Annotated in this window: 13 protein-coding genes and 1 pseudogene; 6 read left to right on the forward strand and 8 right to left on the reverse strand. The window is 68.3% G+C overall.

Annotated features, from left to right (window positions below):
* Positions 1 to 80: 80 nt before the first annotated feature.
* The 5 genes from ACZ3I3_RS19760 to ACZ3I3_RS19780 all read right to left on the reverse strand — a co-directional run bounded on the left by ACZ3I3_RS19760 (position 81) and on the right by ACZ3I3_RS19780 (position 5,272).
* Positions 81 to 1,019: a VOC family protein gene (locus tag ACZ3I3_RS19760; RefSeq protein ID WP_467366733.1), complete on the reverse strand. Its 939-nt coding sequence runs from the start codon at positions 1,017 to 1,019 to the stop codon at positions 81 to 83.
* A gap of 10 nt (positions 1,020 to 1,029) precedes the next feature.
* Positions 1,030 to 2,040: an amidohydrolase family protein gene (locus tag ACZ3I3_RS19765; protein WP_467366735.1), complete on the reverse strand. Its 1,011-nt coding sequence runs from the start codon at positions 2,038 to 2,040 to the stop codon at positions 1,030 to 1,032.
* 5 nt (positions 2,041 to 2,045) lie between these two features.
* Positions 2,046 to 3,185 carry an FAD-dependent oxidoreductase gene (locus ACZ3I3_RS19770; protein ID WP_467366736.1) on the reverse strand — a complete coding sequence of 380 codons (1,140 nt, stop codon included), beginning with the start codon at positions 3,183 to 3,185 and terminating at the stop codon, positions 2,046 to 2,048.
* A gap of 114 nt (positions 3,186 to 3,299) precedes the next feature.
* Complete coding sequence (locus ACZ3I3_RS19775) at positions 3,300 to 4,271, reverse strand: cyclase family protein (RefSeq protein WP_467366738.1); 972 nt, start codon at positions 4,269 to 4,271, stop codon at positions 3,300 to 3,302.
* Entirely contained in the window at positions 4,268 to 5,272 is a 1,005-nt protein-coding gene (locus tag ACZ3I3_RS19780; protein WP_467366740.1) for a fumarylacetoacetate hydrolase family protein, read from the reverse strand. Before ACZ3I3_RS19780 ends, ACZ3I3_RS19775 begins: the two co-directional genes overlap by 4 nt.
* Positions 5,273 to 5,401: 129 nt before the next feature.
* On the opposite strand from ACZ3I3_RS19780, the gene ACZ3I3_RS19785 reads away from it, so the two are divergent.
* A complete protein-coding gene (locus ACZ3I3_RS19785) occupies positions 5,402 to 6,337 on the forward strand; it encodes a LysR family transcriptional regulator (protein ID WP_467366742.1) in 936 nt (311 codons plus the stop codon).
* 209 nt (positions 6,338 to 6,546) lie between these two features.
* Here the strand turns inward: ACZ3I3_RS19785 and ACZ3I3_RS19790 are convergent, their stop codons facing one another.
* The 3 genes and pseudogenes from ACZ3I3_RS19790 to ACZ3I3_RS19800 all read right to left on the reverse strand — a co-directional run.
* Entirely contained in the window at positions 6,547 to 7,860 is a 1,314-nt protein-coding gene (locus ACZ3I3_RS19790) for an RICIN domain-containing protein (protein ID WP_467366744.1), read from the reverse strand.
* Between the two features lie 380 nt (positions 7,861 to 8,240).
* On the reverse strand, positions 8,241 to 8,669 hold the full coding sequence (locus ACZ3I3_RS19795; protein ID WP_467366745.1) for a PaaX family transcriptional regulator C-terminal domain-containing protein: 429 nt from the start codon (positions 8,667 to 8,669) through the stop codon (positions 8,241 to 8,243).
* Positions 8,670 to 8,766: 97 nt separating this feature from the next.
* Positions 8,767 to 8,820 (reverse strand): annotated as a pseudogene (locus ACZ3I3_RS19800) (hypothetical protein); the annotation flags it as partial.
* Between the two features lie 273 nt (positions 8,821 to 9,093).
* Here ACZ3I3_RS19800 and ACZ3I3_RS19805 point away from each other — a divergent pair.
* The 5 genes from ACZ3I3_RS19805 (at position 9,094) to ACZ3I3_RS19825 (ending at position 15,812) form a co-directional block, all read left to right on the forward strand.
* A complete protein-coding gene (locus ACZ3I3_RS19805; protein ID WP_467366747.1) occupies positions 9,094 to 10,086 on the forward strand; it encodes a PaaX family transcriptional regulator in 993 nt (330 codons plus the stop codon).
* A 1,121-nt stretch (positions 10,087 to 11,207) separates the two neighbouring features.
* The gene (locus ACZ3I3_RS19810) at positions 11,208 to 12,446 is read left to right on the forward strand and encodes a glycoside hydrolase family 5 protein (RefSeq protein ID WP_467366749.1); all 1,239 of its coding nucleotides are present in this window, start codon (positions 11,208 to 11,210) and stop codon (positions 12,444 to 12,446) included.
* A gap of 239 nt (positions 12,447 to 12,685) precedes the next feature.
* Positions 12,686 to 13,969 carry an ABC transporter substrate-binding protein gene (locus ACZ3I3_RS19815; RefSeq protein WP_467366751.1) on the forward strand — a complete coding sequence of 428 codons (1,284 nt, stop codon included), beginning with the start codon at positions 12,686 to 12,688 and terminating at the stop codon, positions 13,967 to 13,969.
* Positions 13,970 to 14,986 carry a carbohydrate ABC transporter permease gene (locus tag ACZ3I3_RS19820; protein WP_467366753.1) on the forward strand — a complete coding sequence of 339 codons (1,017 nt, stop codon included), beginning with the start codon at positions 13,970 to 13,972 and terminating at the stop codon, positions 14,984 to 14,986. It begins immediately after the preceding gene.
* Positions 14,976 to 15,812 carry a carbohydrate ABC transporter permease gene (locus ACZ3I3_RS19825; protein WP_467366755.1) on the forward strand — a complete coding sequence of 279 codons (837 nt, stop codon included), beginning with the start codon at positions 14,976 to 14,978 and terminating at the stop codon, positions 15,810 to 15,812. The genes ACZ3I3_RS19820 and ACZ3I3_RS19825 overlap by 11 nt, the downstream gene beginning before the upstream one ends.
* The last annotated feature ends 91 nt before the right edge of the window (positions 15,813 to 15,903 follow it).

Below are 15,903 nucleotides of genomic sequence, written 5' to 3' on the forward strand. Positions count from 1 at the left end.
AGCTGGGTGGGTTGACGCAGGCCGGGGGCTCGGCGCCATGGCAGGGCGGGGGAGTGCGCCGGGCCCCCGGTGTCATGGGGTCAGACCGGCGGAGCGACGAAGACGCCGCGGTCGACGTCGTTGAGCATTTCCTTGGCGACCATCTCGTTCATCGGGTTGGACGTGCCCCACTGGTCGGCGTTCTCGGGCTTCGTCAGGTCGTAGATGTGCGGGTGCCAGGTGTCCTCGTCCAGCTTTTCGAGCTCGGTGGTGTACTCCACGGTGTTGCCGTGCGGGTCGAGGAAGTACGTGAAGGTGTTGTCGCCCGCCATGTGCCGCCCGGGGCCCCAGATCTTGCGGGCGCCGGAGCGCATCACGCGGCCGGAGCCGCGCATGTACTCGTCGATGCCGCGCATCTCGAAGGAGAGGTGCTGCAGGGAGGTGTGCGGACCGCTGGCGATGGCCATGGAGTGGTGCTGGTTGCTGATCCGCATGAAGTGCATGACCTCGCCCATGTGGGGCAGGGCCATCGTGTCGGACAGCCGGAAGTCGAGGTGCTGCTCGTACCAGGCGCGGGTGGCGTTGATATTGGGGGAGTTCAGGACGACGTGCGAGAGACGGACCGGGATGGACTCCTTCTCCTCGATACGACGGTGCCGGCGCGCCTCGACGTCGGCCGAGACCTCGATGGTGCGGCCGTCGATGTCGAAGAAGCGGAAGCCGTAGCCGCCGCCGGGGGTGTCGACCTTGCCTGGCTGGGAGATCAACTGCACTCCACCCGCGAGGAGTTGCTCGGCGAGTGTGTCCACGTCGGCGGGGTTCGCCGCGCCGTAGGAGATGAGGTCGAGGCGCTTCTCCTCGGCCTTGCGGAGCCGGACGATGTACTGCTCGGGGGAGCCCTCGGCGGCCAGGAAGGAGATGCCGGAGTCCTCGGCGACCTTGGTCAGGCCCCAGACGCCGGCGTAGAAGTCGAGCTGCTTGTCGTAGTCCGGCACGGCCAGGTCGACGTGCCGCAGGTGGGTGAGCAGGCGGTTGGTCATGTCGGGCTCCTCAGGTGAGACGCAGCAGCGCTGCCGCGTTGCCGCCGCGTACGGCGTGGAAGTGGGGGTCGGGCAGGTCCGTGACATCGCGCAGAGCACCGAGCGGGTCGTCGGTGCCCATGTCGAAGGGGAAGTCGGAGCCGAGCAGTACCCGGTCGGGGCCGGCCACCCGGATCAGCTCGCGAAGGACGTCCGGGTCGTGGACGAGGGAGTCGAAGTACAGCTGCTTGAGGTAGCTGCTGGGCGGGTGCGCGCAGCCGCGGGTGTCGGTGCGGGCGAGCCAGGCGTGGTCGGAGCGGCCGATGTGGGTGGGCAGATAGCCGCCTCCGTGGGCGGCGACGATGTGCAACCCCGGGTGCCTGTCCAGGACTCCGGAGAAGATCAGATGGGACAGGGCGACGGCGTTCTCGGTGGGCTGGCCGACGGTGTTGGACAGGTACCACCGGTTGAGGCGCTCGTCGAGCGTGCAACCGAAGGGGTGCAGGAAGAGGATGGCGCCGGTTTCCTCGGCCCGTGTCCAGAACGGTTCGTACGCGGGGTCCGACAGTTCGCGTCCCGGTGCGTGGCTGGAGATCTCAACACCGCGCAGGCCCAGGCCGAGGGCGTGATCGAGGGCTTCGACGGCGAGGCCCGGGTGCTGGAGCGGGACAAGACCGAGGCCGTGCAGCCGCTGCGGGGCCTGGGCGACGTGTGCGGCGGTGCCCTCGTTGGCCAGTTCCCACACGGTACGGGCCAGGTCCTCGTCGGCCCAGTAGTGGTAGTGCGAGGGAGAGGGCGAGACCAACTGGACGTCGATCCCGGAGGCGTCCATCGCGGCGAGCCGGGCTTTGACGTCGGTCAGCCTCGGGAAGCGGTCCCGGAACATCGGGCCGCTGACGGCGATGGCCTCGGGGCCGTTGCGGCGGGCGTCGAGGTCGCGGGCCGCGGCCAGCCCGGGGTGTCCGGCGACGGCGTCTTCGACCTGAGGGAGCAGGACGTGCGCGTGGACATCGACCGTGGGTGTGCTTTTCTGGGGACTCACGGGGTTCACGGGGTCTCCTTCAGGGCGGACATCGTGCGGCCCATCAGACCGGGTGCGTCGGCGTCACGGACGCCGTCCAGCTGCCACTGACCGAGTTGCACGGATGCTTCGACCACCATGCGGACACGGTCGATCCGACGTTCGTAGAAGCCGGTCAGCAGGGTGTCGAGGGAGCTCCAGTCCTGCTCCTCGCCCAGCATCTGGGCCAGTACGGAGGCGTCCTCCAGCGACATGGCCGCGCCCTGGGCGAGCGTGGGGGGGCAGACGTGGGCCGCGTCACCGATCAGGACGACCCGTCCGCGGTGCCAGGAGCCCTCGACGAGCAGCCGGTCGAACCAGGTGTAGTTGACCTTGGCGGGGTCGGTGATGCTCGCGGCGATCTCCGGCCATGGGCCCCCATAGGGCGCGGCCAGCCGCCGCATCTCGTCCGCGTACGAGGCCGGGTCGATGGAGGCGCGGTCGCGGTTGGCCTCGACGAGGTAGGCGTAGATGGTGTTCTTGCTGGTGGGGCAGTAGCCGGCGATGTAGCACGGTCCGCCGTAGGACAGGCCCATGCGCTGCACGCTCTCGGGGCGGGGCACCGGGACGCGCCAGATGGCCATGCCGGTCGGTTCGGGCTTGTCGCTGATGCCGATCATCGTGCGCGTGCGGGAGCCGACGCCGTCGGCGGCGATGACAAGGTCGTAGCGGCCCTCGGTGCCGTCGCTGAACCGGGCGGTGACGCCGGACGCGTCCTGGACCAGTTCCTCGGCGGTGGTGCCGAGGCGTACCGTCGCGCCGCTCTCGAGGACGGCCTCACACAGAATCTCCTGGAGCCGGGGCCGCTGCATGCCGAAGATCGGGGGCAGGTCGTCCCCACCGGTGCGGATGTCCTGCTGGACGTGGAACACGGTCCCGTCGGGCGCGGCCAGGCCGACGACGTCGACGGCGTAGCCGCTCTCCCGGACCTCGTCCCATACCCCCACTTCGCGCAGCACGCGCAGCGCGTTGCCCTGGAGGGTGATGCCGGAGCCGAGCACGTTCCAGTCGGGCTTGGCCTCGATCAGTTCCACGGCGATGCCCGCCCGCCGCAGCAGCACGGTCACGGCGTTGCCGGACGCGCCGCCGCCTATGACGAGAACGGTGCGGGGACGGGGGTCGTTCATGGGTTCTCCCTGAGATGGTGCCGCGCGACTTCGAGCGACAGAGGGGGTGTTGCGGGCCGGGCGGGCGAGGGTGGCGTTGCCGTCCGGGCGCGGCCCGCCCGGCAGTCCAGGGCGTTACTTGACGGCGATGGGATTCACCGGTGAGCCCACGGAACCGGTGATGGGCAGCGGCGCGGCGGTGAGCCAGAACTCGTACCGGCCGTCGGCGGCGCAATGTGCGGCGAGGGCGTCGAGGTCCCACATCTCACCGATGAGCAGACCGATGTGAGGGATGGCGACCTGGTGCAGCGGCTGGAAGGCGTGGTCGAACTCGTTGGGCCGCACCTCGAAGCCCCAGGTGTCGGTGGCGATCCCGGCGATCTCGCTCCGGTGCAGCCAGCCGGCCGTACTGAAGCTCAGCCCCGGCGCCGGTCCGCCCGCGTAGTCGCCCCAGCCTTCGTGACGGGCGCGCACCAGCCGCCCGGTGCGCACGAGGACCAGGTCGCCACGACCGACGGTCACGCCGTGCGCCTCGGCGGTCGCGGTCAGGTGCTCCTCGGTGATGGCGAAGCCGTCGGGCAGTTCGCCGTCCTGGCCGATGACCAGGCCCACGTCGAGGAGGACGCCCCGCCCGGCCACGTGCGAAGCCATGTGCTCGATGCCGGTGACCAGGTCGCCTTCGGAGGTGACGACCTTCTCCGCCGGGCGGCCGTTCCACGCCTTGCCGTGATCGAAGATGTGCCCGAGCCCGTCCCATTGGGTGGAACACTGCAGGGGCATGGCGATTACGTCGTCGGCGCCACCGAAACCGTGCGGAAAGCCCTGGCCGCCCAGGGCGGCGTCGGTGCCGGTGGCGAGCATCGTGTGCACCGGGTTCGTACGCCGCCGCCAGCCCTTCTGCGGGCCGTCCATGTCGAAGGCCTGTGACAAGGAGAAGCTGACGCCGTCGCGGATCAGGGCCGCGCCCTCACGGCGCTTGGCCTCGTCGAGGAAATTGAGCGTGCCGAGCACGTCGTCCTCGCCCCAGCGGCCCCAGTTCGAGTACGCCTTGGCGGCCTCGGCGATCGCCGCCTCGGGATCTGTACGGTCGATACGACCGGCGCTCATCGGGCCTCCTCCGCGACACAGCGGGTGCGCTGGGCGCCGAGCCCGGTGACCGAGCCGTCCATCACGTCGCCGTCGCGCAGCAACCGGCCCCAGTGGATGCCGTTGCCGGCCGGGCTGCCGGTGAGGACCAGGTCGCCGGGGAGCAGTCGCGCGGTCTGGGAAATGTACGAGACCAGCCGTGCGACGTCGAAGATCATGTCCTTGGTGGACTCGTCCTGCATGGTCTCGCCGTTGAGCTTCAGGGTGACCTGCAGGTCGGACGGGTCGGCGATGGAGCCGGCCGGGACGATCCACGGGCCGAGCGGGGTGAAACCGGGGGCGTTCTTGCTGCGCAGCCAGTCGGTGCCGATCGGGGGCATGTCCCGGCGGAAGACGGTCGCGCGGTCGGTCAGGTCGTTGGCGATGGTGTAGCCCGCGACGTACTCCAGCGCCTCCTCCACGGTGACCCGGTAGGCGGGGCGGGAGATCACCGCGGCCACCTCCAGCTCCCAGTCGGGCTTCTCGGCCCAAGCGGGCAGCACCACGTCGTCGTAGGGACCGCTGATCGTGGTCGGCAGGCCGATGAAGACGTACGGGAGGTCCTCGGCGGCCCGCTTGTCCATGACCGCCGCGACCTCGGCGCGGGCCTCCTCGACGGTGCCCGGGGCGTCCGGGGCGCGGTGTGCGACCGCCAAGTCGATTACGTGCTGCCGGTAGTTGGCGCCGGACTGGAAGATCTGCCGCGGCTCGACGGGCGCGTGCACCGTCATCTCCGCCAGCGGCCGCCAGTCGCGCGTCGGGTCCCCGGCGAGGGTGTGCAGCCGCGGCAGCTCCTCGTCCCAGCGCTCCAGGAGCGCGAGCGTGGTCAACGCGGGTTCGTCCAGTGCCGTGCGCAGATCGAGCGCTCGGCCGTCCGGCGTCACGAGGCTCGGGAACCTGGTCCCGCCCCGTGCCGAGAGGGTGCCGATGGCGAACGGTCCGGAGAAGGGGGTGATGGGTGCCGACGTGGCTGCGGATGTCACGGAGATTTCCTCCCGATTGCGGTGCCACTAATCTGGCCCCGTAGATTGCAATCAGGGAAATCGATTTCCTGTATATGAGAATCCAGCCGGCGAATACCGATGGTGCTGGCTCCGGAATTGGGATGCTTCGTGAACTTGGCCAGCCTGGACCTCAACCTCGTCGTTGCCCTGCGCGCCCTCCTGCAGGAGCGCAACGTCACCAGGGCCGGCCAGCGCATCGGGCTCAGTCAACCCGCGATGAGCGCGGCCCTGGCCCGGCTGCGCCGCCACTTCGACGACGACCTCCTCGCCCGGGTGGGCGGAGGGTACGAACTGACCGCCCTCGGGCAGGCCCTCCTCGACCGAACCACCACCGCGTGCGACCTGCTGGAGCGAGTCTTCGCCACTCAGGCCGAATTCGACCCCTCCCGCGAGGAACATGAGTTCACGCTGATCGCCTCGGACTATGCGGTTGCCGTCTTCGGCACCGAACTCGCCCGCACCGTCCAAGCCGAGGCACCAGGCATCCGGCTCCGGTTCAAACAGGTGCCGAACGAAATCATCGACAGCACCGGGTCGCTGCTCAGCACCGTGGACGGGCTGCTGCTGCCCCACGGCATCATTCGAGGCTTCCCCACGGTCGAGCTCTACCAGGACAGCTGGGTCTTCCTCGTCGCCGACGACAACCCCGAGGTCGGCGAGCAGCTCACCCTTGACGACCTGGCCCGACTGCCATGGGTGACGTACCAACGAGCCTACGACGCCCCCGCCGCCCGCCAGATCGCCACGCTCGGCATCGAGCCGCGCGTGGCGGTCTCCGTCGACAGCTTCCAGCTGATGCCACTCCTGGTCGCGCGCACCCGCCGTGTAGCTCTCCTGCAGAGGCGTCTCGCAGACGAGCTGAACGGACTCGCACACGTCCGCATCATGGAACCGCCCTATGACGCCGTGCCGATCCAGCAGGCCTTGTGGTGGCATCCGGTCCACATGCACGACGCGGCGCACATGTGGCTGCGGGAGACGACGGCCCGGGTCGCCGAAGCCGTGGAGGCAGGGCGGCCCACGGTCTCCGGTCCGCCGACTTGAGGATGGATTGGCCCGGCGAGGGCGAAGACGCTGCCGCGCTCCGGCCCTGCCCTCCCACCGCGGTGACGGATACCCACGTCGGGGAGGCGGGCGAGCTCGACCGACGGGAAGTACCGGTAGGCCGTGGCCAGCGACAGGTTGGCGATTGCCGCCGCCATGTCGGGGCACCGTCCGCCCTGTTGCCAGAGCGGTGCCCCGACAGGTCCCGGTCAGACGCGGCGGCGGGTGAAGCGCTGGTTGGGGTTGCCGCTGTAGGTGTACTGGGAGATGCGGGCGCCGTCGGCGGTCGAGTATTCCCAGACATCCATCGCCAGGCCGGACTCCCGGTTGACGAGGCTGATCACGCCACCGCCGTGGTCGACCACGCGCCACTGCTGCCCGGTGGCGCCGGTGTCGGCCTGTTGGACGACGTCCGCGCCGGTCGCGGTGCCCGTGGGCTGGAGGAACAGGCCGCTGTGCAGTGCCTTGACGCGGACGTGGCCGTTACCGGCGTCGACGAACTCGAACTGCTGGTTGGGGCGACTGTTGGTGGTCCGCTGGACGAGCTGTGCCCCGGCGGCGGTGGAGGCCCCGTTGATCTCGGCGGCCTTGCCACTGTGCTGGGCCACCAGGGTGTAGAGGCCCGGGCCACCGGGCGAGTCGCCCAGCTGGGCTTCCCACCTGGTGTTGGACCCGGCCGCGTCGGCGGGGAGGCGGTCCCGTGCGGCGGTGTCGCCGTACATGGTCCAGCGGGCCCAGTCGACGACGGTCCTCGGGAAGCGCTGGTCGCTCCAGAAGCTGGTGTGGCTGCCGCCGACGAAGGTGAGGAACGCCTTGGGCCAGGTGATCTCGTTGTACGCCTGCCGGGCCGAGCTGTAGCTCGTGGTCGAGTCCCGGTCGCCGTGGACGAACAGGACCTTGGCGGAGACCGAGCTGGACGGGTTGCCCATGTCCACGCAGGACTGGGGGTTGGCGGAGATGATCCGGCGGTCGGGCCAGGAGGTCAGCAGACCGTGGGTGATCATGCCGCCCAGGGAGTGGCCCGACACGCCAACACCGGTCCCTGTGTTGATGTGCCCGGCCAGCGGACCGTTCGCGTTGAGCGCGAGGGTGTTGGTGAGGATCTGGGAGACGTCCTTGGAGGTGTTGCCGTTGTTGACGTCGCTGAAGTTGTGGTTGAAGTGCGGGGCGGGGACGACGAAGCCCGCCGAGGCCAGGGCCCGGATGATGAACAGGGAGTTCTGCGGGCTGCTTCCGTAGCCGTGGGTGAAGTTGTAGACGGGGAAGACCCCGCCCGCGACCGGGGCGTCCGTCACCGGGTTGCCGCCGGCGGTGCCGGTGGCCGGGTAGTAGACGTAGGTGGTGCACGGGCGGCTGCCGCGGGTCCAGTTGTACCGGCGCACGCCGACCGCGAACGGCGTGGTCGGCGCCGTGTCCAGCGGCCTGACGAGGGCGCCTGCCTGCCCGGTGCCGAACAGGGATGCGCCCACGCCCGCTGCTCCGGCCGCGCTCAGGGCCAGGAAGGTGCGCCGTTGCATGCTCATGGATGAACTCCTGTGGGAGTGGGGGGTTGCTCGTGGGGGAAGATGCGGGTGTCGCGGCCCGGTCGCTTCACTGGTGAGGAAGCGTCAAGTGGGGTAACGGGGTGATGGTGCGGCTTCCGCTGAACACGCACGGTGTGGTGGCGCCCGCCGAACGCCGACCGGCCGTGACTCACGCATGACGTGCCTCCTGTCACCACTGATGCGGAGGTACAAGAACCCGATGAGGCGGGGAGCGATGCATGCGATCTGCCCTCTACGGGGCCATGACTGTGAACGCTCCCACACCCACTTCGAATAACAAAAAGAGTCACTACCGGACTCTCATCTGTCAATCGATGCGACGCAAATCCCTTCGAACTCAGGGGCAGACCGGCCGGCCGTCAGCCACGGCTGTGACGGATACCAGCACTCATGCCGGCAATCGTGTGGGCACTGATGCCGACGTGCGGACCGTCCGCGGACCGGGCCGCCACCGATCGGACGTGTTCCTGGGCCGGGTGGGCCAGACCGTCGTACACCGCGACGCACACTTCCCTCGCCTGGGGCCGAGGCCGGTCAGCCGGCAGCAGGTCGATGGGCAGCAGTAGGTCCAGCACTGGGAAATGGCGATAAGTGTTCATCACCTCGGTACAGGCGCGCACCGCCGCGGCACCGGTGATCCCACCAGCGCTGATACGGGGCAGCAGGCCGCTCCACCGCCGGATGAAGATCGCGTACTGGCCGGTGATGCCGGGCAGGTCCCACGCCTCGATCGGGTTGCGGTTGGCCTCCGTCTCCAGATCCACCTGTCGCGCGCGGAACACGCTCACCGCCCCCAGCGCCAAGTCGGCCGGTTCGGCATGCCCCTTGGGGGTGAGCGGGGTGCGGCGAAGTCCACACCGCGTCGCACAACGGCGCGAACCCGCGCCACCGCAGCGCGGTGCGCAACGCACGCCGTCGCGTGCTCTCCTGTTCCGGCACGGAGAAGGCAACCAGGGCCCACCATCCGTCCCATGAGTCGGGCTGCGTGGCGAACGTGGCGATCGAGCTGGCGGCGCTCCACAGATCGACAGCGGCCTCCCGCGTCAGCCGGTACGAGCTGTACCGCCCCTACCGACTGCCCTCCAAGTACACCGGCCTGGCACACCTGGCACTGCCTGGACGTTTCACCGGTGCCCGCAGGTCCCGTCAGGGTGGAGCAGTCGCGCCAGGGCTCCACCCTGCGATTTCACAACCGTTAAAGTGGTGCCGACCGTGTCCACCGCGTCGGAGCCGACCTTGCCGAACCTGTCCCACCTCGAGGAGATCTTCTCCGACGAGGGTGACGGCGCCGCGGGACCCGTGCGGTCGCCCGGCTGGCAGAGCGGCGTCTCGCCGCAGGGACTCGCGGTGACTTTGATCGCCGACTACACGTTCCCCGTTCGGGCCTGGTTGCCGTCGGCGGCGATCGTGGCATTGCTCGGCGAGTTCCAGGTGAGCGCGGGCGCCGCCCGTACGACGATCAGCAGGCTGATGCGCCGAGGGGTGCTGGAGAGCAGTCGGCAAGGGCGGTACAGCTCCTACCGACTGACGTCGCAGGCCGCCGTCGACCTGTGGAGCGGTGCCAGCTCGATCGCCACCTTCACCACCCAACCCGACTCATGGGACGGACAGTGGACACTGATCGCCTTCTCCGTCCCGGAGCAGGAGAGCACGCGGCGGCGCGCGTTGCGCACCGCGCTGCGTTGGCGCGGATTCGCGCCGCTGTACGACGCGCTCTGGGTATCGCCGCACCCCCTGACCCCCAAGGGGCGGATCGAGGTGGCCGACTTGGCGCGGGGAGCGGTGACCGTGTTCCGCGCGCGGCAGGAGGATCTGGACACGGAGGCTGACCGCAACCCGGTCCAGGCCTGGGACCTGCCCGGCATCGCCGAGCACTACCAGGCTTTCATCAGCCGTTGGAGCGGCTTGCTGCCACACATCAGCGCCGACGACGTCACCGGTGCCGACGCGGTGCGCGCCCGGACCGAGGTCATGCATGCCTACCGGCACTTCCCCATCCTGGACCCGTTGCTCCCCATCGGGCTGCTGCCGCCCGGCTGGCCCCGGTCACGGGCGCGGGAAGTCTGCGTCGCGGTGTACGACGGTCTCCTCCAGCCGGCCCAGGACCATGTCCGCGCTGTGGTGACCCGATGCGCGGAGGGGCCGCATCTCGACATCAGGGCCCATACGATCGCCGGCATGAGTGCGGGCATGGGCCACGGCTGACGACGGACCGCCGCGAGCGGGACCGGGCGGGCCTCGGAGACACCACACAGCGCTTCCCGCCCTGCGATCTGTCGAATGCGCGTCGAAGGCAACAGAGTTGGGTTCCGATGATTGACAGATAGGCACCCGATCGGGACTCTGACTGTTGCAAGTCCCCATGGGAACGCTCCCAGAAGCGCCGGCGCACGACGAGTGGAAGGAGAGGCACCTCTGCGACGCTTCCGCGGAATTCCCATCCCCCATCAGATGGGCGGGCAGAGGGTTGCGAAGGGCTTTCGCCATGATCGAGTCACCGGTCGGGCGGTGTTCACCGGCTCGCCGTGTCTCTGCTCGCAAGACCACGCCACATCGATCGCCACCACGGTCGCTGCCACGGGCAAGGCCGGTACGTCCTCCACCGTGCGCACAACGCCCACCTGACCGCCCCCCCACGGTTACTCCCCACCACCTCGGTCAGCGTCACCGCCGCAGCATCACCGATGCCCCTTCCCGGCGCCTGATCGAGCAGCACTCCGCTCACCCCACACCAGGAGTCTTCATGACCATGCAACGGCGTTGCTTCCTGCCCCTGAGCGCAGCCGGAGCCACGGGCGTAGGCATGTACCTGCTCGGCACGGGACAAGCAATAGCCACTGCGACGGCCGGAGCTCCGCCCCAGCGTGCCCCCCGATCTATTCCACTCGTGAGGCGTTTCGGGAACTGCCCGCCGCCAAGGCGTTCCTCACCTTCCGCGGTGCCGACCACAGCAACAACTTAGGCGACTCCCGCACCATCATCACCTTCGTGGACTGGACGCGGTGGAGTCTGTACGGCGACACCGCGGCCCGCGACCTCCTTCGCTCCGGCACCACCTCCAGCACCACCACCTGGGAATCGGCCCTGAGCTGAGGATCAACCACGCACGGCGCCCGGACCCGTGCGCAGCGCGGGCCCTTCGCAGCTCCGACCACTTCTCGGATCACTGCGAGGCAAGCCGTGGGTGGCGCAATTCACTGTGTACGTTCCCAGGCCGGAGGCGGGAACGACATCCCCGAACTCCCGGTGCGGCTCCAGCCGCTCGCATTCAGGCAGACAGGTGCACTTGAGGGAGACACCCTCAAGGCTGGAAGAGAGGAAAGCTCATGGTTTCACTAGCAGGGAAGATCAGAGCCGTTTCCCTTGCCGTCCTTTTGACGGTTGCCGCATCCGTGTACGGCGCGGCACATCAGGCATCGGCCGACACCGTGGCACAGTCGAGCGCTTCGCAGATCGTGGCCGACATGGGCGCGGGATGGAATCTGGGGAACCAACTCGAAGCCACCACCAACGGATACCCCAGCGAAACGGCATGGGGCCAGCCGGCCGTCACGCAAGCCCTCATCGACAAAGTGAGGGCGGCAGGTTTCAAGACGATCCGGATCCCGGTCTCGTACCTGGGAAGCATAGGACCCGGCCCGAATTACACGATAAATCCCTCCTGGCTGAACCGAATCCAGGAAGTCGTCAACTACGCCTACAACAGGGGCCTGCATGTGATGATCAACATGCACGGCGACGGATACAAGACCATCAACGGCTCCTGGCTTATCTGCGACTCACCCTCCCAAGCGACGATCAAGGCCAAGTATCAGAAGGCTTGGCAGCAAATCGCGAACAGGTTCAAGAACTACGACCATCGCCTGATCCTGGAGTCCATGAACGAGGAGTTTGACGGGCAATACGGCAACCCGACCCAACCGTGCTACTCGAACATCAACAGCTACAACCAGATCTTCGTCGACACCGTGCGAAAGACCGGCGGAAACAACAGCTCAAGGTGGCTTCTCGTTCCCGGCTGGAACACGAACATCGATTACACCGCGGGGAACTACGGCTTCACGCTTCCGTCCGACCAGTATCGATCCCCCTCCATTCCCGCCAACGAGCGGCGCATCATGATCTCCGTTCATCACTACAGCCCGTGGGACTTCGCCGGAGAGGAAAGCGGCACCATCACGCAGTGGGGGCGAGCGGCGACCAATCCATCGAGAACGTCGACCTGGGGCCAGGAGGACTACCTGGATTCCCAGCTCAAAAAGATGCATGACACCTTCGTCACGAAGGGGTATCCGGTAGTGCTCGGCGAGTACGGCGCGATCGACAAGTCGTCGTTCGATTCGTCGAACAACAGGTATCGCGCGGACTTCGCGCGGGCTGTCGCGGCCACCGCCAAGAAATACGGGGCGGCCCCCGTCTACTGGGACAATGGCACAACCGATCGGTACGGGTTCGGACTCTTCAACCGGCGCTCCCTCACGGTGACCCAGCAGGGCATCATCAACGCCATCATGAGCGGCGTCGGCAGCCGTGCCGCCGGCCAGAGCCTTCCGTCTGGCGCATAGCAGGGCCAGGGGCCCGGCGACGGGTCCGGAGCTGCGCAGCAGCCGCTTCGTCCCGTGAGCCATGAGGTCCACACCGCCGCTCGTGGGCAGCGCTGTGTGCGGTGTGTCGGCGGCAATGCCGAGCCTCCTCAAGACAGCCCACCCCCGTTCAACCAGCGCAACGGTTCGCGATGTCTGTTCGGTCACCGCCGGAGCGATCAGGGGGTGGGCCGCTCGCTCGGAAGGTGGTGCACACGCCCATGGCAGTGTCACGAAGACGGCTTCTGGCGCTGGGCGCCGGAGCGGCCGCCGGAGGGTCCTGGACGGCCGGCTGCGGGTCGCAGCGCTCACTCGGCGACTCGGACGAGATCACGCTGTGGACCTGGGACCGGTCGGTGAGCGACGAGCTGGTCGCCCGGGCAGAGACGAGGGGCATTCCCGGGGCCGAGGGCTTCAGAATCAGCCGCACCAACATCGGCGGCCATTTCAACACCAAGGTGCGTACCGTGCTCGCCGGCAAGTCGCTGGTGCCGGACATCATCGGCATCAACTCGGACGTGGCCACCTACTTCCCCAACCAGGACGGGTTCGTCGACCTGAACGACTTCGGGGCGGCCGAGCTGAAGAGCCGGTACCTGGACTGGAAGTGGAACGAGTGCATCACGCCCGAGGGCCGGATGATCGCGTTCCCCATGGACACCGGCCCCACCGGGCTGTTCTACCGCACCGACCTGTTTCAGGAAGCCGGGATCACCACCGACCCGAAGGAGCTGGCCGCCCGGGCCCCGGACTGGGAAGGCTTCATCGCCCTGGGCAAGGAGCTGCAGAAGTCCCGGGAGCGCGCGGTGATCTGCCCCAACATCCGCCACGTCTGGAGCATCCGGCTCGGCCAGCTGGCCAATAAGTTCATGACCGAGGACGGCCGGTACATCGGCGACCGGGACGAGCTGCGCGAGGCGTTCGAACTGGCCTACCGGATCGGCAGTGACGGCCTGTCGGCCGGCGCCCCGGAGGGCTCCACCGACTTGTACGGCGTGATCACCAGCGGTCGGCAGCCGGTGGGTATCGGCGCGGTGTGGTGGGGCCTGGCCTTTCCGGAGTCCGCCGCACCGAAGACCGAGGGCAAGTGGCGGGTGGCCGACCCGCCCGGTGGCGCGGGCAATGTCGGCGGCTCGTTCCTGGCGATCACCAAGTACTCCAAGAACCCCGAGGCGGCCTACAAGTTCATCACCTGGCTGCAGTCTCCGGAGAACCAGGTCAAGGCGTTCACGGAGATGTCGCTGTTCCCGTCCTCCCCGCGCTCCTTCACGAGGCCGGAGATGCGTGAACCCCGGCCCTTCTACGGCGGGCAGCGCACCATCGAGGTGTTCGGCCCCTCCGCGCGGCAGGTCAGGACCGTCTACAGGAGCCCGTACGACCGGGTGATCGATCCCGTCTTCGCCGCCGAGCTCGCCAACGTCGAGTCCGGCAAGAACGTCGACACGGCATGGAGGGACGCCCAGGCCACCGTCGAGCGCGAACTCACCCGCGAGGGGGCGATCTGAATGGGCCTCGCCGATTCCCTGGGTGGGAAGGCCGTCAAGCCGCGCGGGAACGCCGCCAAGCCACCGCCGGACGGGTCCAGGCCGCTGCCCGGCTGGCGCCGTTACTGGCCGATGTACGCGGCGGTCTCCCCGTTCTTCATCCTCTTCGCCGTCTTCGGTGTCTTCCCGGTCGGCTTCTCCGTCTACCTGTCGTTCATGTCGTGGGACGGCATCGGAGAGATGCGGTCGATCGGCTGGGAGAACTACGCGTACCTGGTGTCCGACCCCGACTTCTGGCAGTCGATCGGCAACACCCTGATCATCTGGCTGCTGTCCACCGTCCCGATGATCTTTCTGGCGCTGGTCATCGCCTACGCGCTGCACACCGCCGTGCGGTTCAAGGCGTTCTACCGGGTCGCCTACTTCGTCCCGAACATCACCTCGATCGTGGCGATGACCCTGGTGCTCGGCTCGGTCTTCAGCGACAGCTCCGGGCTGCTCAACAGCGCGCTGCGGGCGATCCACGCCGGCGAGGTCGGCTGGCTGTCCGACCCGTGGGCGATGAAGGTCTCCGTGGCGGCGATCACCACCTGGCGGTGGGTCGGCTACAACGCCATCATCTGCCTCGCCGGCCTGCAGGCCATCTCCAGCGACGTGTTCGAGGCGGCCAAGGTCGACGGCGCCGGCAACCGCCAGACCTTCTTCCGGATCACCCTCCCGATGCTCCGCCCGGTGATCCTGTTCGTCGCCGTCACCTCCACCATCGGCGGGCTGCAACTGTTCACCGAGCCGCAGGTGCTGTTCCCGGTGGACGACAACGGGAACGTCGGCGGGCCCGGCGGCGAGGCCACCACCATCGTGCTCTACCTGTACCAGCAGGCGTTCATCTTCAACCGGTTCGGCTACGGCGCGGCCGTCGGCTGGGCGCTGTTCCTCCTGATCGCGGTGTTCTCCGTCATCAACTGGCGGCTGATCGCCGGTCGCGACGAGGACGCGATCGGCACCGGAAAGCGGAAGGGGAAGTCCCGTGCGCGCTGAGACCTCCGCCGGGTCGCGGACGATCGTGGGCCACGCCGTGCTCCTGCTGGGCGTGCTGATCACGGTCTTCCCGTTCTACTGGATGTTCGTGATGGCCTCGAACACCACCGGGGACATCTTCGCCTACCCGCCCGCCCTGCTCCCCGGCCCTCACCTGTGGGAGAACATGAACAAGGTGTTCGACGGGATCGACTTCTGGGGGGCGATGGGCATCACCGTCGTGGCCGCCACAGCCGTGACGTTCCTGGTGCTGCTCTTCGACTCGCTGGCCGCCTTCGCCTTCGCCAAGTACGAATTCCCCGGGCGGAGGGTGCTGTTCTGGATCGTGCTGGCCACCTTCATGATCCCGATGCAGCTGGCACTGGTGCCGCAGTTCGTCACCCTGGCCTGGCTCGGCTGGGCCGGCTCGCTCAAGGCGCTGATCATTCCGGGTGCGGCCAACGCGTTCGGGATCTTCTGGATGCGCCAGTACGCGCAGGGGGCGATCGCCGACGAGCTGATCCAGGCGTCGAGGGTGGACGGGGCCAGGTTCTTCCGCCAGTGGTGGACGGTGGGGCTGCCGGTGCTCCGTCCGGGGCTGGCGTTCCTGGGGATCTTCACCTTCTTCCACATCTGGAACGACTACCTGTGGCCACTGATCGTGATGACCGACCCGGGCAAGGTGACGCTGCAGGTGGCCGTGCAGCAGCTGAACGGCGTCTACACCACCGACCAGTCGATGGTCATCGCCGGAGCGCTCATGTCGGTGATCCCGCTGATCGGGGTCTTCCTGATCGGCTCGCGCCACTTCATCGCCAACCTGGCCGCCGGCTCCATGAAGTTCTGAAGAAGCACGCGCGTGGTCCCGCCCTTCGAAAAGCAGTTTCCGCACCTGCGCTGAGCACTTCAGGCAGGCATGAGCCTTGCCGCTGCACGGG

The sequence above is a fragment of the Streptomyces sp. NPDC016851 genome (genome assembly GCF_055562795.1).